Annotated in this window: 21 protein-coding genes; 12 read left to right on the top strand and 9 right to left on the bottom strand. The window is 35.3% G+C overall.

Annotation, left to right across the window (positions count from 1 at the left end; genetic code table 11):
* Window positions 1-133: 133 nt before the first annotated feature.
* The 3 genes from NSA57_RS15615 to NSA57_RS15610 all read right to left on the bottom strand — a co-directional run bounded on the left by NSA57_RS15615 (window position 134) and on the right by NSA57_RS15610 (window position 1,383).
* Window positions 134-325: a hypothetical protein gene (locus NSA57_RS15615; RefSeq protein WP_257465358.1), complete on the bottom strand. Its 192-nt coding sequence runs from the start codon at window positions 323-325 to the stop codon at window positions 134-136.
* Window positions 325-882, bottom strand: coding sequence for an accessory gene regulator B family protein (locus NSA57_RS19980; RefSeq protein WP_354184320.1), 558 nt, complete (start codon window positions 880-882; stop codon window positions 325-327). The genes NSA57_RS15615 and NSA57_RS19980 overlap by 1 nt, the downstream gene beginning before the upstream one ends.
* 150 nt (window positions 883-1,032) lie before the next feature.
* Window positions 1,033-1,383, bottom strand: a complete 351-nt coding sequence (locus NSA57_RS15610; RefSeq protein WP_257465357.1) for a helix-turn-helix domain-containing protein — start codon at window positions 1,381-1,383, stop codon at window positions 1,033-1,035.
* Between the two features lie 136 nt (window positions 1,384-1,519).
* Here NSA57_RS15610 and NSA57_RS15605 point away from each other — a divergent pair, with 136 nt between their 5' ends.
* On the top strand, window positions 1,520-2,074 hold the full coding sequence (locus tag NSA57_RS15605; protein ID WP_257465356.1) for a hypothetical protein: 555 nt from the start codon (window positions 1,520-1,522) through the stop codon (window positions 2,072-2,074).
* Window positions 2,075-2,188: 114 nt separating this feature from the next.
* Here the strand turns inward: NSA57_RS15605 and NSA57_RS15600 are convergent, their stop codons facing one another.
* Entirely contained in the window at window positions 2,189-3,451 is a 1,263-nt protein-coding gene (locus NSA57_RS15600) for an IS110 family RNA-guided transposase (protein WP_257465355.1), read from the bottom strand.
* 314 nt (window positions 3,452-3,765) lie between these two features.
* Here NSA57_RS15600 and NSA57_RS15595 point away from each other — a divergent pair, with 314 nt between their 5' ends.
* Window positions 3,766-4,494 carry a LytR/AlgR family response regulator transcription factor gene (locus tag NSA57_RS15595; protein WP_257465354.1) on the top strand — a complete coding sequence of 243 codons (729 nt, stop codon included), beginning with the start codon at window positions 3,766-3,768 and terminating at the stop codon, window positions 4,492-4,494.
* Complete coding sequence (locus tag NSA57_RS15590) at window positions 4,491-5,795, top strand: sensor histidine kinase (RefSeq protein WP_257465353.1); 1,305 nt, start codon at window positions 4,491-4,493, stop codon at window positions 5,793-5,795. The genes NSA57_RS15595 and NSA57_RS15590 overlap by 4 nt, the downstream gene beginning before the upstream one ends.
* Before the next feature lie 190 nt (window positions 5,796-5,985).
* Here the strand turns inward: NSA57_RS15590 and NSA57_RS15585 are convergent, their stop codons facing one another.
* On the bottom strand, window positions 5,986-7,248 hold the full coding sequence (locus NSA57_RS15585) for an IS110 family RNA-guided transposase (RefSeq protein ID WP_257465352.1): 1,263 nt from the start codon (window positions 7,246-7,248) through the stop codon (window positions 5,986-5,988).
* A 314-nt stretch (window positions 7,249-7,562) separates the two neighbouring features.
* On the opposite strand from NSA57_RS15585, the gene NSA57_RS15580 reads away from it, so the two are divergent.
* Both NSA57_RS15580 and NSA57_RS15575 read left to right on the top strand, forming a co-directional pair.
* Window positions 7,563-7,715, top strand: a complete 153-nt coding sequence (locus NSA57_RS15580; RefSeq protein WP_257465351.1) for a hypothetical protein — start codon at window positions 7,563-7,565, stop codon at window positions 7,713-7,715.
* Window positions 7,716-7,778: 63 nt separating this feature from the next.
* Window positions 7,779-10,856 (top strand): type 2 lanthipeptide synthetase LanM family protein, encoded by a 3,078-nt coding sequence (locus NSA57_RS15575; protein WP_257465350.1) that lies wholly within the window; start codon window positions 7,779-7,781, stop codon window positions 10,854-10,856.
* An 844-nt stretch (window positions 10,857-11,700) separates the two neighbouring features.
* Here the strand turns inward: NSA57_RS15575 and NSA57_RS15570 are convergent.
* On the bottom strand, window positions 11,701-13,113 hold the full coding sequence (locus NSA57_RS15570) for a relaxase/mobilization nuclease domain-containing protein (protein WP_257465349.1): 1,413 nt from the start codon (window positions 13,111-13,113) through the stop codon (window positions 11,701-11,703).
* Window positions 13,080-13,403 (bottom strand): MobC family plasmid mobilization relaxosome protein, encoded by a 324-nt coding sequence (locus tag NSA57_RS15565; RefSeq protein ID WP_257465348.1) that lies wholly within the window; start codon window positions 13,401-13,403, stop codon window positions 13,080-13,082. The genes NSA57_RS15570 and NSA57_RS15565 overlap by 34 nt, the downstream gene beginning before the upstream one ends.
* A gap of 209 nt (window positions 13,404-13,612) precedes the next feature.
* Between NSA57_RS15565 and NSA57_RS15560 the strand changes: the two genes are divergently transcribed.
* Both NSA57_RS15560 and NSA57_RS15555 read left to right on the top strand, forming a co-directional pair.
* Window positions 13,613-14,026: an MmcQ/YjbR family DNA-binding protein gene (locus NSA57_RS15560; protein ID WP_330671365.1), complete on the top strand. Its 414-nt coding sequence runs from the start codon at window positions 13,613-13,615 to the stop codon at window positions 14,024-14,026.
* Window positions 14,023-14,457 (top strand): flavodoxin family protein, encoded by a 435-nt coding sequence (locus NSA57_RS15555; protein ID WP_257465347.1) that lies wholly within the window; start codon window positions 14,023-14,025, stop codon window positions 14,455-14,457. The genes NSA57_RS15560 and NSA57_RS15555 overlap by 4 nt, the downstream gene beginning before the upstream one ends.
* 59 nt (window positions 14,458-14,516) lie before the next feature.
* Here the strand turns inward: NSA57_RS15555 and NSA57_RS15550 are convergent, their stop codons facing one another.
* A complete protein-coding gene (locus tag NSA57_RS15550) occupies window positions 14,517-14,717 on the bottom strand; it encodes a helix-turn-helix transcriptional regulator (protein ID WP_257465346.1) in 201 nt (66 codons plus the stop codon).
* A 56-nt stretch (window positions 14,718-14,773) separates the two neighbouring features.
* Window positions 14,774-15,505, bottom strand: a complete 732-nt coding sequence (locus tag NSA57_RS15545; protein WP_257465345.1) for an XRE family transcriptional regulator — start codon at window positions 15,503-15,505, stop codon at window positions 14,774-14,776.
* A gap of 194 nt (window positions 15,506-15,699) precedes the next feature.
* Here NSA57_RS15545 and dinB point away from each other — a divergent pair, with 194 nt between their 5' ends.
* The 5 genes from dinB (at window position 15,700) to NSA57_RS15520 (ending at window position 18,630) form a co-directional block, all read left to right on the top strand.
* Window positions 15,700-16,947, top strand: a complete 1,248-nt coding sequence (gene dinB, locus NSA57_RS15540) for a DNA polymerase IV (protein ID WP_257465344.1) — start codon at window positions 15,700-15,702, stop codon at window positions 16,945-16,947.
* A 14-nt stretch (window positions 16,948-16,961) separates the two neighbouring features.
* Window positions 16,962-17,174 (top strand): LexA family protein, encoded by a 213-nt coding sequence (locus NSA57_RS15535; protein ID WP_257465343.1) that lies wholly within the window; start codon window positions 16,962-16,964, stop codon window positions 17,172-17,174.
* 12 nt (window positions 17,175-17,186) lie between these two features.
* A complete protein-coding gene (locus NSA57_RS15530) occupies window positions 17,187-17,426 on the top strand; it encodes a hypothetical protein (protein ID WP_054335621.1) in 240 nt (79 codons plus the stop codon).
* Between the two features lie 250 nt (window positions 17,427-17,676).
* Window positions 17,677-18,249 (top strand): ArpU family phage packaging/lysis transcriptional regulator, encoded by a 573-nt coding sequence (locus NSA57_RS15525; RefSeq protein WP_012744267.1) that lies wholly within the window; start codon window positions 17,677-17,679, stop codon window positions 18,247-18,249.
* A 9-nt stretch (window positions 18,250-18,258) separates the two neighbouring features.
* Entirely contained in the window at window positions 18,259-18,630 is a 372-nt protein-coding gene (locus NSA57_RS15520; RefSeq protein WP_257465342.1) for a hypothetical protein, read from the top strand.

The following is an 18,630-nucleotide window of genomic DNA, read 5'->3' as shown; positions in this document are numbered from 1 at the left end:
TGGTGACAGAAAGTTAAGCAAGTGAGCGTCAACTGATGTGAGCAATCTGGTGACAGCTCATGAAATCACTAACAATATTTTGATTCACATAATTTCAATGAGGATATTTTTATTGGAAACGGAGTGGTAAATATTATTTTATAATGGAATCTTTCTTCCTAGTTGATTTTGAAGGATTAGGAGTAGAAGGGGAGTGTTGTTGAATCCTAGAAGTCAATTGCTCTGGTTTAGGGGGCTGGTAACTAAAACCAGCTGAAGGTAAACCTCCTCCGATTATAGCTACATGATTAATTAATTTTGCTACATAATTCAGTAAATTACGCATTACGTTTTCTCCTTCCTACTTTTGGGAATTAAAATTAATATTACCATAGTTATAGTTGATTCCATTGCAATTATTGAGTATGTTTCTGGAAGTGGAGACAGGCTTAATATAATATACATTGAAAGTTCAACAGTCAACAATAAAAAAAGAGTTTTTTTATAAGAGAAATCTATTAGAAGAATAGTTATAAAAAACAGATATAATATACAAATGGTATAACATAATAAAATTATTGAGTTTAATATTGGGTGTACTATTACAAATTGCGGTAAAAATAATTCGCAAATGAATAACGTGTTAGTTATTAAAAAGCATTTTCCATAAGAAGGTGCATGATAACCTCCGAGAATAAATCTTGGAATTGCAAAATAGCTTATGAATATTAAACCTGAAACTATACTCTGAAGTAGTGTAGCTGTTATAAGTATTGTAATAGCAGTTATAAAAGTTGAGTAAAAAAGATTAAAGCCATAAATATATATATCTTTTTGTTGCAATTTTATACATCCATATCGTATTAGCAAATTCGTGCTTTTTTCAGAGATATATTTTAGCATTATTATTACCTACCAATCTAAATCATTCTATCATAAAATAACACAAATTAATAATATGTCCGTAAATTGTTAAAAATTGACTGCGTATTATGTTCAGGGGTCAAATAAAGCTTAATTACAGACAAAATGATAAATTAAAAAAATATGCTATTATATGTCTGGATAAAGGTTTAATATTAAACGCATGTTTTCTAAAAGATATTTCTTTTGCGTTGGAGTAAGCAATGTTAGCATTTCTAAAATTTTTTGGGAATCATTATCTGAGTAAAGTCCAGCTATATTTATATAATCACAAAGTATAATTTCTAGGCCAGAATTAAGGGCTTCGCAGATATCAAGCAAACGCTCCAGACTGACCATATGCATACCTCGTTCTAAACTACTTATTGTTGACCAGGATACTCCGACTTTTTCTGCCAGCTGTTCCTGCGTTAAACCTATCGACATTCGAGAAGCTCTTATACGAGAGCCTATTTTTACACCTAAATCCGTACTTTGCATTAGGTTTGCCTCCTTTTCGATTAGTGTATCAGTATTTAGACTAATGTTGTATTGAGTAAAATGCGATGTTCTTTACAAATATGCTATATACTGATAGGATTATTATTGGTATATTAGGAAAGGAGAATACAGTAATATGAAGAAACCAGAAGATTTTGTGGAAGAGGTAGAGGCAATAAAATTAGCATTAGGAACAGTTCAATATAGTGGGATATCTATTAAAGTATCGTTTGAGTTATGCCTTAGAAAATATCTTGAGCTATTTGAACATACTGGAGATAGTAGATATTTAAGAAATGCATTGCTGCATATGCAAGCTTTTCTTGAAATGGGATTTGTATATGAAGAATTTGCAGATTTATTTGATAGAATATTAAGTGAAATAGGATTTGACAAAGAAGAAGTGTTTCCAAAGAGATTTTATAGTGCAGCTAAAGTAAAGTTAGTTAAAGGAGAGGTAAGAAAGATGATACCTAGATGGTCAGCTTCAAAATATCATACTTTGCCAATAAATGAAGTTGTGAATGATATTATTGAAAAAGTAACAAAAAAAAGAGAAGGACATTACTATTACCATAGTAATCAAAATCCACAAAAAAAAGATGATGATATTTATGAATTGGTAATTACAAATGAGGAATGTTTTTTTTATGATATTTCCAGGAAAAAATATTATATGTTTGTTGAATGATCGGTGGAGGTTTAAGTTTGAAACAAAGAGGTAGTGGTTAGAGAAAAATAAAATTGCATAACAAACAAACCATCCTTAGGGTGGTTTCAAAAAAAGTAAATATAGACACGACACTTAATTCATGGCAGGTGTGAGATCATCTTTGATAATATAACCACGTTGTTTTAATAAATTAAGAGCCTGTGAGGTGGTCAGTACTTTTGATTCGTTCACAGGACGTGATTCACGAAAGCCTTCCGCTGTATAAGGTTTTAAATCTGAGAGTATGTGCCAGATAGCGGTCAGGAGCATACGGCAGATTGCAATGATGGCTTTCTTGTGACCACGACGTGCTTTTATACGTTTATAGCGGTCAGTTATTTCCGGATGTTTCTTAGAACGTAATAAACCATTTGCAACTTGTACCAGAACTGGTTTAAAATAAGAACCAGCACGGGAAATTCGAGTTGATTTGATTTTTTTGTTGCTTTGGTCATTGCGCGGACAACATCCTGCCCATGAAACGAGGTGCTTTGCTGAGGGGAAAACAGACATATCACCACCGATTTCAGAAAGGACTTGGATGGCAGTCATAGGATTTTTGTCAAATCCAGGAACTGTGCGGATCAGATCAAGAGCAGCCTGATATTTATCAGAGAGACGAAGGATTTCCTGTTCTATTTCTTCAAGATGCTTTTCTAATTCATCAATGTGGTTGAGACACTGACGAAGTTTTACGGCCTGTTCAGGAGAAATAGCTCCATCAACAGCAGCCTGAATTTCTTCGATTGGCGTCTTACAACGTCTGTCCACAAAAGGAGTCACATCAAATAAATCCCCTGGATGTTCAAGAATATATTCAGTAATTGAATGGGAAGACTTTCCAAACACATCACTGAATACATCGTCAAGCTTAAGATTAGATACAGTAAGACAGTTTTGAGCACGATTCTTTTCACCTGTAATCATACAGATGAGTTTGAAACGGTATCTTACCAAATCTCTTAAGTGGCGGATGTCAGCAGGTGGGATAAAGGAAGGTTTTACCATATCACACATGAATAAATCACATATCCATTTAGCATCCTTACGATCAGTTTTATTTCCTTTTTGTGGTTTGGTATATTTAGGGTGAGAAAGAATAACAGAGACATATGCTTTCTCAAGAACATTAAAAACAGGGATCCAATACTTGCCGGTAGATTCCATACAAACTTCAGTACAGTGATATTTAGCAAGCCAGTCAGACAATTCCTTCAGTCCTTTAGAAAAAGACGAGAAACGAGTTTGCTTATAATCAGTTCTGCCGTTTGTATCGGTAATACCGATACAAGCATAAATCCAGGTTTTGTGGACATCAAGTCCACAGCAATTTTTACGAAAGATTTTAAAAGACAATAAAATAACCTCCTGATTTTGTAGTAATAAAACTGACAGTGACTGGTCATCCGGCAAAATCGAGTCGACTTTGGAAGAGATAAGTTTACGGGCTACTGTTATGCGCCATTCATTGATGCCTTAACGGATGACCGACAACATATAATTATGCGAGGTCGCCGCTATACAGCCCCGCCACTCACCTCCACGTGTTCTGTAGTGTGTCAGTCTTATCAAAAAGATAATATCAGAAGGAAGATAAATTAAAAAGCGGAAGTTAGCCAACGGGTTTCATGACCCCATCGGTGCCTTTCGCAGAAAGGTGGAAAATAATTATGGTACTGAAAATGGCAATTGTTGATGACGATACATTGTTTTTACAGGATATAGAAAAAATATCATATGAATTTCTAAAAAAGGAAAAAGTTATTGCTTCTATCGATACATTTACAAGTCATAGAATGCTTTTATATGAATTGGATGAGGATTCTTATTATGATCTTTTTCTATTAGACATAGAAATGAAGGATGACAACGATATAAACGGAATACAAATTGCAAAAAGAATTCGCGAATACAATAGGGATTCAATTATTATTTTTGTTACATCGCATATGAAATATACATTAGATGCATTTAAAGTCATTGCTTTTCGTTATATTCCAAAGAATGAATTAAAAAAGGGTTTGGAAGAAGCATTGCAAGAAACTATTAAGGAATTACATGAGAGAGAAAAGAGTTTTTATCTGATTGAAACAATAACTAAATATATAAAATTGTATTATACAAATATTTATTACATATATAAGGTTGGAAAATATTCAATATTTGTTTCTACAACTGGAGAATATAAAGTTCGAAAAAGTTTGGCTACAGTATTTAAAGAGCTTAATTCTTTGGAATTTGTATTTGTAGAAAGGGGATTCATTGCCAATATAACACATATAGACCGGATGGAAGATGAAAAAGTATTTATGGATAATGGTATAGTGCTAAAGGTTAGCAGACCACAGATACATATGGTAAAAGAAAAGATAGCAGAATACTGGGGAGAAAATACATGATTGTTTTATACAATGTAATAGAATTTTTGATTTCCTTTGTAGAAACGTTAATTTGCTATAGATTTGTTAATCTTTTTTTCAAAGACAGATTAAATACTAAAAGAAAAAAAATTATGGAATTGTTATATTCATTACTTATAACAATTTGTATTTTTTTAAATAATCAGATTAGTCTTTTCTCAAATTTTTTGTTGATTTTTGTAATTGTGGTTATGGGGATCTCTTCCATGCTTTTATTTAAAGCAAAGTTCTTTCAAAGCGTAACAGTGGTAGGAGTATACTATCTAGGAATTATGATTTTCGATTTGTTTTCAATTTTTATAATAAGTGTATTAACAGCTAATGATAAAGTTGGGGGAATTTTAATCAGCCAACAAGGATTGGAACGAATTCTGTATATCTGTGCGATGAAATTATGCTTAATTGTTTTTTATTTATTCTTGAGAGATAAAAACATTAAGTATGAAGTGTTTTTAAAATATTGGGGATTCTGGCTTACATTATGCCTTATTGGATATAGCGCTCTATTTTATTTTCAGAGGTTTGCAGTTCGCAATCTAACAGAAGTATTGGCCTCAAATTGGCTTTTCTTTTTAGCTATTTTATTAATGTTTCTGTTATTGTTTTATATGTATATTAAATATAGAGACTATGAGGAAAAAAACGCTATTATTAACGTGAGAAATGAAGTGCTGGAAAAAAGTTATGCAAATATACGAAAATTGTATAAGGATAATGGACATGTGATGCATGATTTTAAAAATCATATTGCTATTATCTCAAACTATATAAGAAGTTCAGATTATCAAAAAGCACTAGACTACATTGATAGTATTGCACAACCTATTCGTAAGATTGAAAATACAGTATGGTCTGGCATTGAAATTGTTGATATCGTATTAAACTGTAAAATTGCTGAGGCTGAGATGTATAATATAAAAGTGACGATCGATGTTAATATTGCATCGCCACGTGTAATAGATATGGATTTTTGTACGATATTATCGAATCTTATGGATAATGCTATAGAAGCATCTATGGAAGATGTGGAAGCAAGAAGATACATTAAATTTACTATGAAATCTGTAAATAATATGCTTGTGATAAAGGTCAAGAATAATGTTGCAGAAAAGCCGAAACTATTAGAGGGTTCGAGACTTGAAACAACAAAAAAAGATAAAAAAGCTCATGGTATTGGTTTGGAAAGTGTGGAGTTTTGTGTTAACAAGTATAATGGTAATATGAAATTTAATCTAGGAGATACTTATTTTGAGGTGCGGGTTTTGCTTCTTTCAACATAATTGCGGTCAAAAAACTACAATTCACAGCCAAATTTGACTATAAAGATAGTAAATATGGTAAATTTGAAACTAAAAAGAAAGGAGACAATAAGTTTGAAACAAAGAGGTAGTGGTTAGAGAAAAATAAAATTGCATAACAAACAAACCATCCTTAGGGTGGTTTCAAAAAAAGTAAATATAGACACGACACTTAATTCATGGCAGGTGTGAGATCATCTTTGATAATATAACCACGTTGTTTTAATAAATTAAGAGCCTGTGAGGTGGTCAGTACTTTTGATTCGTTCACAGGACGTGATTCACGAAAGCCTTCCGCTGTATAAGGTTTTAAATCTGAGAGTATGTGCCAGATAGCGGTCAGGAGCATACGGCAGATTGCAATGATGGCTTTCTTGTGACCACGACGTGCTTTTATACGTTTATAGCGGTCAGTTATTTCCGGATGTTTCTTAGAACGTAATAAACCATTTGCAACTTGTACCAGAACTGGTTTAAAATAAGAACCAGCACGGGAAATTCGAGTTGATTTGATTTTTTTGTTGCTTTGGTCATTGCGCGGACAACATCCTGCCCATGAAACGAGGTGCTTTGCTGAGGGGAAAACAGACATATCACCACCGATTTCAGAAAGGACTTGGATGGCAGTCATAGGATTTTTGTCAAATCCAGGAACTGTGCGGATCAGATCAAGAGCAGCCTGATATTTATCAGAGAGACGAAGGATTTCCTGTTCTATTTCTTCAAGATGCTTTTCTAATTCATCAATGTGGTTGAGACACTGACGAAGTTTTACGGCCTGTTCAGGAGAAATAGCTCCATCAACAGCAGCCTGAATTTCTTCGATTGGCGTCTTACAACGTCTGTCCACAAAAGGAGTCACATCAAATAAATCCCCTGGATGTTCAAGAATATATTCAGTAATTGAACGGGAAGACTTTCCAAACACATCACTGAATACATCGTCAAGCTTAAGATTAGATACAGTAAGACAGTTTTGAGCACGATTCTTTTCACCTGTAATCATACAGATGAGTTTGAAACGGTATCTTACCAAATCTCTTAAGTGGCGGATGTCAGCAGGTGGGATAAAGGAAGGTTTTACCATATCACACATGAATAAATCACATATCCATTTAGCATCCTTACGATCAGTTTTATTTCCTTTTTGTGGTTTGGTATATTTAGGGTGAGAAAGAATAACAGAGACATATGCTTTCTCAAGAACATTAAAAACAGGGATCCAATACTTGCCGGTAGATTCCATACAAACTTCAGTACAGTGATATTTAGCAAGCCAGTCAGACAATTCCTTCAGTCCTTTAGAAAAAGACGAGAAACGAGTTTGCTTATAATCAGTTCTGCCGTTTGTATCGGTAATACCGATACAAGCATAAATCCAGGTTTTGTGGACATCAAGTCCACAGCAATTTTTACGAAAGATTTTAAAAGACAATAAAATAACCTCCTGATTTTGTAGTAATAAAACTGACAGTGACTGGTCATCCGGCAAAATCGAGTCGACTTTGGAAGAGATAAGTTTACGGGCTACTGTTATGCGCCATTCATTGATGCCTTAACGGATGACCGACAACATATAATTATGCGAGGTCGCCGCTATACAGCCCCGCCACTCACCTCCACGTGTTCTGTAGTGTGTCAGTCTTATCAAAAAGATAATATCAGAAGGAAGATAAATTAAAAAGCGGAAGTTAGCCAACGGGTTTCATGACCCCATCGGTGCCTTTCGCAGAAAGGTGGAAAATAATTATGCAAAAAGAAAGCAAAACAGATATTCTTAAACAATCAGGAGACTTACTAGGAGAAGTTTGTGAAGCGAAGAAACTGAGTAAGGCTTCAGATGATGAAATTATTACACTTACTGTTGAATGTAGTGCCTTTTTTACTCTTGTTTGTTGCTGATATAGTATGCCAAAGTGGGAGCAATGCTGAAAAACATTTGCTCCCGCTTTTTAGGAGTTGCAAATGCGAAAAGATAAAAATTTGTATGAAGTTACATTTGAAAAAAATAATATAAATTTGAATTTAGATTTATTAGAGTACTGGCAGAGGATAATTGGCATTTCGAGCGTTGAATATGTGAAAAAAAAGTGGCCATTTGTTTTCACTTGTCTAAATAATTATTTAGATAAAGATAGTGAAAATTTGAAATACGAAAAAATCAAGGAATATTATTGGGAACATGAAATAGAAGTGGATAAATGCATTGTAGAGAATTATAAAAGTAAAAATCTGGGATGCTTTTTTTATGATTTTTTATCATTAACTTTTAATATTCTGAAGGATAATAATAATTTAATCTATATTTGCAAGGAAGTATACTTAAACTATTTGGATTCAATTTATAGTAGGTTAATGCTTGTTACTGTACGCTCATTAATATTTGAAATGAATTTATGGAATAAAAGCCATTCTTTTGCCGGTACTGCAAATGAGGCATATCAAAATTATTGTAATAGATGTTTGCTAGATAGAAACTATCGAATTTCTTTTTATAATAAATATCCCGCAGTGTTTCGGGGGGTACTGGAAACAATAATTTTTTCGATTGAAAATTTCAACACGTTTATCAAAAGACTTTTGAATGATAAAAATCAGATTGAAAATGTTCTTTGTCAAGAAAATAAATTCTCTAAGATCGTAAAATTGGAAAGTAATTTTTCAGATTTACATTGTGGCGGGAAAAGTGTTTTTAAAATACAGCTAGATAATGATTATACAATAATTTACAAACCACATTCAGTTAAGAATGAAGTTGTATATCAACAAATTACAAAAAAAATAGGAAGAAAATGCGGAATACGGATGTACACTTATAAATGTATTGAACATGCAAATTATGGATGGACAGAATATGTAGATTATGTACCCTGCAAGAATTTGGCTGAGGTGAGACGTTATTATAGAAGGATGGGAATCCATATTTTTGTATGCTATCTTTTAAATTCTTCAGATATACATGCAGAAAATCTTATTGTCCATGGTGAGTATCCAGTAATTGTTGATATGGAGACGATTATTTCACCGTATGAAAATAATAAATTCATAGAGCTAGAAGATAAAATAGATGTTATGATTCATCAATCTGTTTTACATTCAGGATTATTACCTTTTTACATATGGTCACAGGAAAATGAAAGTGGGGTTGATGTTAGTGCATTGAACAGGAGTTTAGGTCAAGTTTTGCCAATTAAAGTGCCTGCTATTGATAATGCATTTCGTATAGATATGAAAATAAAATATGTTAAAGCTATTAGCAATATAAGAAATAACTTATTATTTTTGGATGGAGAGCTTATGGCTCCATATGAATTTCGAGAATTAATAATTGAGATGTTTAGAGAGGCATATTTAGTATTTCTCAAAAATACAAATGATATTCTTAAGATATTTAAAAGACTCTCAAGTACAAAAATTAGAGTTGTTATGCAAAATACTCAGCAATATTCTATGATGTTATCTTCATCTTTTCATCCTGAGTTGACGAAAAATGTGATAGATCGACAGATATTTCTTTATGGATTATACGATATGAAGAAGAAATGTAATGAAGATGTATTAGAGTCAGAAGTGAAAGATCTACTACAAGGAGATATACCATATTTTTATTGCAATATGAATAGTTTAGATATATACGATTCAAGAAATGACAAAATTGAGGGATTTTTTCAGCATAGTATCATGGAACAAATCATAAAACATATTCAATTTTTGAATAGGAAAGATATAGAAAGACAATGTATTTTTATACGAATATCACTGAGTATGACAAAATATTCAGAACTAAAACATAAACTTAACGTATCTGCAGTATATAAATCAGAGGTTGGATTTAAAAAAGAAAAAGTAATTACATTAGCAAAGAAATATGGCGATTTTTTAATTAACTCAGCAATATATAACAATGATAAAACAGATGTTAATTGGATAGGGATTAAGGTACAAGATAATGATAGAAGTGATTGGCATTTGGCTCCACTTAATAGGTACTTTTATGACGGGAAGGCGGGAATAGCATTTTACTTTCATGTATTAAAAAAAGAAGGTATGAAAGAATTTAACCATATATGTGATATACTTGATGAAAGTTATTTTAGATATACAAATCAAATGCTAGCAGATTGCAAACAAGAGAAAGTATGTATAGGTGCCTATTATGGTGAAGCATCAATATTATATCTATATGAATTATGTTATCATCTTTATAAAGATGATAAGTATTTATTTTATTGTGAAAAACAAGTAGAAGTGTTGGAAAAATATTTTAAAAAGGATAATAAATATGATTTGATTTTCGGAAATGCGGGAGCGATTCTAACAATAATTAATTTATATGATTTGACAAATAAAAGTAAATATTTGTCTCTTGCAAAGGAGATGGGAAACTATTTATTAAAAAAAAGTAGTTATTTGGATAAGGGTATTGGTTGGAAAAGTGATATTAGCCCGAATTATCTGGCAGGACTTTCTCATGGGAACAGTGGATTCTCTTTAGCTTTTGCTTATTTATATAGTAGGACAAAAGAAAAACAGTATATAGAGATTATAAAGGATATTTTAGAATATGAAAATTCGTTGTATAATCCGGTCACTAATAACTGGAAGGATCTTCGAAGAGGAGATTTTGATAATAACATCGATAGTATGGCATGGTGTCATGGAGCTTCAGGCATTTTAATGTCGCGACTTAAATTGCTAGAATTAATGAAAGGAACTGTATTAGAGAGCCTTATTTTAAATGATGTTATAAGAGCTGCGCAAAAGGTGATGAAGCTTCAGATATTGCAAGGAAACTGTTTATGTCATGGGAATTTTGGTACAATCAGTATATTAAGACATTATGGGGAAAAAATGGGATGTTATGAAGCTATTGAATTGTCAAAGTTCATGTTAAATTATATTATGAAATCTAATGAAGATGATTTTATAAAAGATTGTGAAAGATATAACCCAGGTATTATGATTGGCGCAACAGGAATCTATTATGCAATGCTTAAGCAAGAAATATCCCTGTTACCAGAAATACTATTATTGGAAATTTAACTATAGGATAGAGGTAGTGCTCTGAGTTACAGGAATGAAGTATAATCGATGGTGTCAAGCGATTTATGAAAAACTGAATTAAAAACTATGAATGAGTAAATCTCAAATATTGCACAAAATAAAGACACCCTCTATTGAATGATGTATAATTGTAATAACGACAAAACAATCTTACACATACAACAAGGGGGTGCCTGTTGCAAACAGTATACATTGTATACATCATTCTAATCATATTTACAATTACTTTAAATCTTTAAAACTCGGATTATTCTTATCCGATGTGTACCTCAACCATTTAATGACTATCATGGTCTCGATTTTCTTGCGTGGTTATCGAGGAAAAACCATTGATTTCGCTGAAGTCAGCTGTCAGCACAGAACTACAACCGCTTATTTCCTGAATCATGGAAAATGGAATGATTCTGAACTCCAAGATGTTTTGAAACGCAGCGTGATACAGACTATTTACCGGGAGGCACTGCTCTCTGGTAAGCCCATTTTCTGTATTGTGGATGATACAATCGCTTCGCATACAAAGCCCTCGTCACAGCCATTGCATCCTATTGAAGCGGCGTATTTCCATCAGTCTCATTTAAAGGGCTGTCAGGATTATGTGCATCAGGTCGTTTCTGTCATGTTATCCAGTAATGGCATCATCTTGAACTATGCAGTTATCCTGTACGACAGATCAAAATCAATCAAAAATCCGAATTGTACAGAAGTTTGCGGAAGAACTTCCTGTGGCACCTGTGATCTCTTACTTTCTGAATATTCTTGTGCGGGAGGAGCCGCCAGTCCGGTGTGGCGAGGTTCTTCCGCAATTATCCGTTTTTATCTTGCCTCATATAGCACAGTTTTGCTTCCAGCAACTCTCTGTTACATTTTCCGTGACAGAAACAGGTTCCCTTTTTGCCGGAAGTAAGTCTGAACTGATTTCTGGAGCATCGAGTAGCGCAGTGAAATTCTGCTGAATGATTTCCAGGGTTTTCTGCTTTTTCTGTAATTCCTGTTTTTCCCGGAGGGTAGCAGCCTGTTCAGATTCAAGATTTTCAATCTGCTTCTGGATTTTATTAGAGCTTGGGATTTTGGTAACACCGAGATCCTGAAGCTCTTTTTTTAGTGAATCGTGGAGCTGGTATTCTGCCAGATGCTTGGAACGGTATTCTTTTGGATTTTTTGCAGATTTGCAATCTTCTATCACTTTACGACAGAGCCGGTAAGAATCACAGTGTTTCTGAATGACTTTCTGCGTGCTCAGATCACTGGTGATTTGTGCTATTCTCAGATCAGCCGCTTTAACAGAAGCATCAACATCAGAAATATGCTGTTGGAAATCTTCATAATTCAGCAGGTTATTTTCAGAAAGATAGTTGAAAGTACGAGCCGCTTCTTTCAGGTTATTGAGTTTTGCCCATCGTTCAAATCCTTCTCGATTGCCGGTCGTAACATACGTGGAGATATTGATATACAGGCGGGCTTCTCTGGACAGATGCTTTGGAGCTTTCGCTTTGCTACGATTTTTAGCCAGACGGATACGGACATTTTCTTCCGAATAATAGCTTCCGAGAGATTTCATATAAGTGAAGTTTTTCTGTTCCGGTGCACGGAAGGACAGATGTTTTCCCTGTCGAACTTCATATCCTGCTAACTGCATCTTTTGTAGAAATTCCTCATAGTTGATGGAAGTCCAGATTGCCTTATCAACTGCAACACGCAGTTTGGCTTTCCAACTGGTGCCACGATGATATTCCATATTCTCTTTATAGCTTTTACCTTTTTCTCCGGTTGGCATACTGGTGGCGAGTCCATTTTCATAGCAGATACAATTACTGATTCTGCAGAGTTTGTGGTAGCTTCGCTTATTGGAAACATACTTGTGATGGTCAACAAAGCTTGCGGCATTGAAGATGATGTGATTGTGTATATGATTTTTGTCAACATGGGTGCTGATCACGTATTCATATTTTCTTTTCAGTACTTCGTCTGCAAATTGCTGTCCTAAGCGATGGGCAGTTTCGGCATCAACTTCTCCAGGTTTAAATGACTGGATCAGATGAAATGCCAGGTTATCACCTTTGTCCATTCCATTCTTTTTTGCCATTTCTCTAGTCATAGAAAATTCAAGATCTGCAGTTTCCGGGGAGCAGCCAAAACTGGAAACTAACAGTTTTTCATCTGTCTTATCTGGATTTGTAATATAGTCCAGAGCTTTCTTGTCTGTTACTTTAATTGGGAAGATCTTAAGATACGCCATAATTCTTTCACCATCTCTTTCAATTCTTGCATTTCTTCCGGATATAGATCTCCGGTGGTATTTACTTTCTTTGCAATCTGATTAATATTCACACCAATCTTGTGCATTTCCTCATACTGTTTCTTCAGAGGAGTTGTATCTGTGTTGACGATGTAGCCGTCGATTGCCATCTTACGCAGATAAGCTCCCATGTTCTTGGTTTTTGATTCTATCATCTTCCTGCGGATTAGCTTTCGTTCTTCTTCGGTGACATAAAAATGAATTTCTTTGTTTCTTTTTCTTTCAGCCATTAGCAGTTCCTCCTTTCTGCGAGGGCAGTATTACCGTTGCTTTCAGCATTTTCAATTTAGGGCAGGGTACCCTAAATTGGGATTTTCCGGAAGTGTATCCTCACTTCCTGTCCTTGCTGTTTTACCCCTCTATTAGTTAAAGTCAGGAGATAAAGAGAAATGCAAAAGAATTTGGCAGGTAGTATGCTATACGAAAATGTGATATGATTATGGACAGGACATCAGAAGAAGCAGGAGTTGAACAGATTTTGAAAAAGGAAGAAATATTTGATTATGTGAAGAAGCAGTACGGTACAGTTCCAGAATATCTATGGAGTAAACTGCCGGACAGTGCAGTTCTTCGCCACAAAAATGGAAAATGGTATGCGGTGCTCATGACTGTTGAAAAATCGAAACTTGGATTAGATGGAAATGATACAGTTGATATCATGGACGTAAAGTGTGATACGGAAATGACCAACATGATTATTCAGACTTATGGGTTTTTACCAGGATACCATATGAATAAGCAACATTGGATTACGATTTTACTGGATGGTTCAGTCAGTGAAGCTAAGACACTGGACTTTTTGGATATGAGCTATGACCTGATTGACGGAGCAGGCAGAAAGGAAGAAAAATGAGAAAAGCAATCGTATATGCATCAGTACATCATGGAAATACAGAAAAATTAGTAAAGAGGATAGCAGAAGAGTGTCAGGTAGATTTAATTGATACAGTAAAACAGCAGAAGGCAGACTTGAGTGACTATGATATGATTGGATTTGCGTCAGGAATCTATTATTCAAAATTTCATCAGTCGATTCTGAAATTTGCAGAGAGAAATTTGCCGGAAGATAAAAAAGTATTTCTGATCTGCACTTATGGCGGAAGTGAGAATTATAAATCCATAGAACAGACTTTGAAGAAAAAACATGCCAGCGTAATTGGAAAATTTGGCTGTAAAGGCTATGACACATTCGGACCGTTTAAACTGGTTGGTGGTATCGCAAAAGGACATCCGAATGAAGAAGATATGAAGAATGCAGTAGACTTCGTAAAAGGATTACATTGATTTTTGAGCAAAAGGAAACCGGGGCTTTTTTTGCGCCTCGGTTTTCTGGCTGCTGTGCTTCAGTCTTCAACTTGAAAAATATCTTCTACTGGCACTTTCAGGTAATGTGCCAATCGGATTGCAATCTCAAGGGAGGGATTGCGTTCCCCACGTTCGATGCGGCCTATGGTCTGGCTGCAGGAACCGACAGCTTCTGCCAGATCTGCTTGAATGAGATTTCGCTCTTCACGAATGTCTTTCAGGGTATTATTGATCGCCATTCAATCACTTCCTTTACTTATTGTTATCAGCAGAATCATGAATCTGCTGTTGAAATCTAATGAAATCCTGGAATTTCTTCACCTTTGCATTTCCCAATTACTTTTCCAAAAATCTTAAAAGAGTCAGATTCCAGAACCTGAATAGGACGGTATTTTTTATTTAAAGAGATCAGATAAACACCGTCTGGCTCATCATGTAATTCCTTAATGTAAGTATTGCCATTGAGATAAAAGATTCCAACTTCACCATTGGCAAGGGAGTCTTTTTTCTGAATCCATGCAACATCGCCAGTATGATAAAGTGGCTCCATACTGTCACCGGAGATTCGTACACCAAAGTCTGTCTGATCAGGAGCAAGATGCCCTACATCATAAGTTTCCTTTACAGAATCCTCAAGATAATTTCCGGTACCAGCAGAAACCGATTCCCAGGTAATATCTACAGGATGATGGAACGGGATAATTTTTGCAGACAGAGGAGAGAACTTTTTAGAAGCTTTCAAAATATCTGCAAATTCAATCAATTTATTTCTGCCCTCTTCATTCAATCCATTCATAATGTTATATGGATTTTCTCCAAAGAAGGATTCATATATATCTTCAATATCAAGTAACTGGCAAAGTGTCAGGAAAACATGTAAAGCTGGTTCACGTGCACTAGTCTCCCATTTGGAGATTGCTTTTGTAGTGACCTGAATACCCTCCTGAGAAAGCAATTTTACCAGGTCTGATTGAGAATATCCTTTCTTTTTTCTATTTTCTGCTAATATTTCCCCGAAATCACGCATTTGTTCGCCTCATTTCTATTTGGATTTTCTATATGCATTATACCGCATGTTAGAAATAAAATCAACAACAATCTCCAAAACGGAGAAAAAACAACCAAGATGTAGCTTGACTATCTCCAAAATGTAGATGTATACTAAGCATACAGAAATTGATAAGACATCATGCTGAACGAAACGGCTGGGAGGTGAAAAAATTGAGTGAACGTGTAATCCTGCATAGTGATATGAATTGCTTTTATGCAAGTGTGGAAATGCTGCATCATCCGGAATTTGCCGGAATGCCGTTGGCAGTCGGTGGTGATCCGGAAGCAAGACACGGGATTGTGCTGACAGCAAATTATATTGCAAAGCGAAAAGGTGTAAAGACCGGAATGGCATTATGGCAGGCAAAACAGATTTGCCCGGAAATCATATTTGTACCACCACGGATGGATTTGTATTTACGATTTTCACAGATGGCAAGAGAAATCTATTCGGAGTATACGGACAAGATTGAGCCATATGGGATTGATGAATCCTGGCTAGATGTATCAGACAGCAGAAATCTGAAAGGAAGTGGAATAACGATTGCACGAGAAATCAGCCATCGGATTAAATACGAACTGGGTATAACGGTAAGTATTGGAATTTCCTGGAATAAGATTTATGCGAAACTTGGTTCAGATTACAAAAAGCCAGATGCGATTACAGAGTTTAACCGGGAAAATTATAAAAGTATGATTTGGCAGCTTCCTGCATCGGATCTGCTTTATGTTGGAAGACAGACTCGGAAGAAACTTCAGAAGCTGGGGATCCGAACCATTGGGGAACTTGCAGAAAGTGATGAAGCAATGTTAGAAAGCCATTTTGGAAAGATGGGAATTGTGTTATGGTCATTTGCAAATGGTTGGGACAATGATCCAGTTTGCAAAGACGGGTATGCAGCTCCTGTGAAGTCAATCGGCAATAGTACCACAACTCCAAGAGATTTGGAAGATGATCTGGATGTTTGGATTATTCAGATGGCACTGGCAGAAAACGTTGCAGCAAGATTGAGAAAGCATGGTTTTAAATGCAAAACGATAGAAATTACGGTTCGAGACAATGGCTTGTTTCGTTTTTCGAGGCAGAAACAATTACATCATCCGACAAATATAACAGATGAGATTGTGACAGCAGCATTTCAGTTGTTTAAAGATCATTATAAATGGGAGCATCCAATCAGAAGCCTTGGTATACGAGCAGTAGATCTTGTGTTGGATAATATTCCCGTGCAGTTGGAACTTTTTGGTAATCAAGAGAAACAGGAAAAATTAGAAAAGATGGATCGTACTGTAGATGAGATCAGACGACGGTTTGGATATTTCAGTATACAGCGAGCGGCAATGTACCAAGATAAAGTCTTATCCCACTTGGACGCTGGTACACATACGGTCCATCCACACAGTTATTTTCATGGATAATGGGAGGGATAAATTTGAAACAGACATTAACCAGAAAACAGGAAGAAAGCTATCAGTGCATTTTGAATTATACGAAGGAGCATGGATATCCGCCGACAGTCCGGGAATTTGGAAAACTGATCGGAGTAAGATCAACGTCATCTGCTTCTTCCAGAATCAAGCAGTTGGAACAAAACGGATATATCCGAAGGATTCCGGCATCGCCAAGAGCAATAGAAATCTTATAGTGAGGTGCCGGTATGAATAAAGTATATGTAGATGTAGTGGCAGAGTTTCGGAAAGACGGAAAACTGGTTCCTATATTCTTTACCTGGGAAGATGGAAGAAAATATAACATCGACAGAATTTTGAAAATCGAGCGATGTGCCAGCAGAAAGGCAGGCGGTGTAGGAATGATGTACACCTGTATGATACAGGGACAGGAAAGCCATTTATTTTATGAAGTGGATAAATGGTTTATGGAGAGAAAAACAGCATAAGGAGAGATAGGTATAGACGATATTATTTGGATTATTAACCGGCAGGGATAGTCACTTTCCCTTTATATTCCTGCAGGTTTTACATAAGAAGATGGATTCCGGTCAGCAAAGGCAGCTCCCACAATGTCTTTTGGATATCCGCTTCTGCAAGTTGTAGTGAGTAATTGCTTCCCATCAAAATCATGGGGAAAGCGAACTGGTCTGAAAGACCGCCAGTTAGTGTGATTATGATAAGGAGAATAAGAAACTGATGACAGACAGAGATTATGCAATTAAATCAATGAAAGAAATTACCTTCCAGATGGCAAGCCATGCACAGGATTATCTGGAAGTTACAATCGAAAGACATTATACTGATATTAAAGAACTGATGACAAGTTACCAGAAGCTGATTTTGGAAAATCAGGTCGTATTGGAAGAACTGGATATGGAGTGTCAGGAGAAGATCAATGAAGATATGGCATATGCGTTAAGCTACCTGAGCATTTATAATCATCAGCTTAACGTGCCAAAGATGCACCGGGAGATGAATAACCTGATGATTATTTATGGGCTGTCAGACATGATCTATCGGGGAATGACACTGGTGAAATTTTATGCTCCCAATGGTGTGACACTCAGTGAAATTCTTCATTCCTGCTTTTGCAGTCATTACAATAAGACAGATGTGGAAGTGCAGCAGGAACTGGGAATAGGCAGGACTTCTTTTTATAAAATGAAGAAGCAGGCACTTGGGTATTTAGGATTTTATTTTTATGAAATTGTAGTGCCACAGGCAAAAGATAAGAGATTCAAACCGTCATTAGGCGTTGAGGAAGAGTAGGTGGGAGTTATGAGATACGAAGATTCGATGAAAGGTGTAGCTGCTCAGATAATCAAAGAACAGCAGCGAGCCAGTAAAATAAAAAACAATCCAGAAGAGTTCCATTGGCATGACGAATATACAACGTTGAATTTCTTTCGGTTTATCTGCGAAAATATCGGTAACTTGGGAAATGGAGAAATTGAGAAAATGGTCACACGCTTGAAAAGCATAGATCAGAAAGCAGTGGAAAACCATGTGAATGGTGCTGTTTGGGCATTTGATTATGATAAGATGTTCTGTGTACTGATGGAAAATGAAATTTGCCGAAAAGTGTGTGAAAAGAATAAATATAATAGTTGGATGAAGCTGATTGGAAATTATTGTTTTCAAGTGATGTAG

Origin of the sequence: Blautia caecimuris, from assembly GCF_024622975.1 — a bacterium.
GTDB lineage: Bacteria > Bacillota > Clostridia > Lachnospirales > Lachnospiraceae > Blautia_A > Blautia_A caecimuris.
Note: the sequence above shows the minus strand (reverse complement) of the source record. Positions and strands in the feature narration are given on the sequence as shown.

What these genes read in the sequence shown, in the direction of transcription:
- NSA57_RS15615 (WP_257465358.1), bottom strand. Translation starts at nt 325, where the DNA reads ATGCGTAATTTACTGAATTATGTAGCAAAATTAATTAATCATGTAGCT.
- NSA57_RS19980 (WP_354184320.1), bottom strand. Translation starts at nt 882, where the DNA reads ATGCTAAAATATATCTCTGAAAAAAGCACGAATTTGCTAATACGATAT.
- NSA57_RS15610 (WP_257465357.1), bottom strand. Translation starts at nt 1,383, where the DNA reads ATGCAAAGTACGGATTTAGGTGTAAAAATAGGCTCTCGTATAAGAGCT.
- NSA57_RS15605 (WP_257465356.1), top strand. Translation starts at nt 1,520, where the DNA reads ATGAAGAAACCAGAAGATTTTGTGGAAGAGGTAGAGGCAATAAAATTA.
- NSA57_RS15595 (WP_257465354.1), top strand. Translation starts at nt 3,766, where the DNA reads ATGGTACTGAAAATGGCAATTGTTGATGACGATACATTGTTTTTACAG.
- NSA57_RS15590 (WP_257465353.1), top strand. Translation starts at nt 4,491, where the DNA reads ATGATTGTTTTATACAATGTAATAGAATTTTTGATTTCCTTTGTAGAA.
- NSA57_RS15580 (WP_257465351.1), top strand. Translation starts at nt 7,563, where the DNA reads ATGCAAAAAGAAAGCAAAACAGATATTCTTAAACAATCAGGAGACTTA.
- NSA57_RS15575 (WP_257465350.1), top strand. Translation starts at nt 7,779, where the DNA reads ATGCGAAAAGATAAAAATTTGTATGAAGTTACATTTGAAAAAAATAAT.
- NSA57_RS15570 (WP_257465349.1), bottom strand. Translation starts at nt 13,113, where the DNA reads ATGGCGTATCTTAAGATCTTCCCAATTAAAGTAACAGACAAGAAAGCT.
- NSA57_RS15565 (WP_257465348.1), bottom strand. Translation starts at nt 13,403, where the DNA reads ATGGCTGAAAGAAAAAGAAACAAAGAAATTCATTTTTATGTCACCGAA.
- NSA57_RS15560 (WP_330671365.1), top strand. Translation starts at nt 13,613, where the DNA reads ATGGACAGGACATCAGAAGAAGCAGGAGTTGAACAGATTTTGAAAAAG.
- NSA57_RS15555 (WP_257465347.1), top strand. Translation starts at nt 14,023, where the DNA reads ATGAGAAAAGCAATCGTATATGCATCAGTACATCATGGAAATACAGAA.
- NSA57_RS15550 (WP_257465346.1), bottom strand. Translation starts at nt 14,717, where the DNA reads ATGGCGATCAATAATACCCTGAAAGACATTCGTGAAGAGCGAAATCTC.
- NSA57_RS15545 (WP_257465345.1), bottom strand. Translation starts at nt 15,505, where the DNA reads ATGCGTGATTTCGGGGAAATATTAGCAGAAAATAGAAAAAAGAAAGGA.
- NSA57_RS15530 (WP_054335621.1), top strand. Translation starts at nt 17,187, where the DNA reads ATGAATAAAGTATATGTAGATGTAGTGGCAGAGTTTCGGAAAGACGGA.
- NSA57_RS15525 (WP_012744267.1), top strand. Translation starts at nt 17,677, where the DNA reads ATGACAGACAGAGATTATGCAATTAAATCAATGAAAGAAATTACCTTC.
- NSA57_RS15520 (WP_257465342.1), top strand. Translation starts at nt 18,259, where the DNA reads ATGAGATACGAAGATTCGATGAAAGGTGTAGCTGCTCAGATAATCAAA.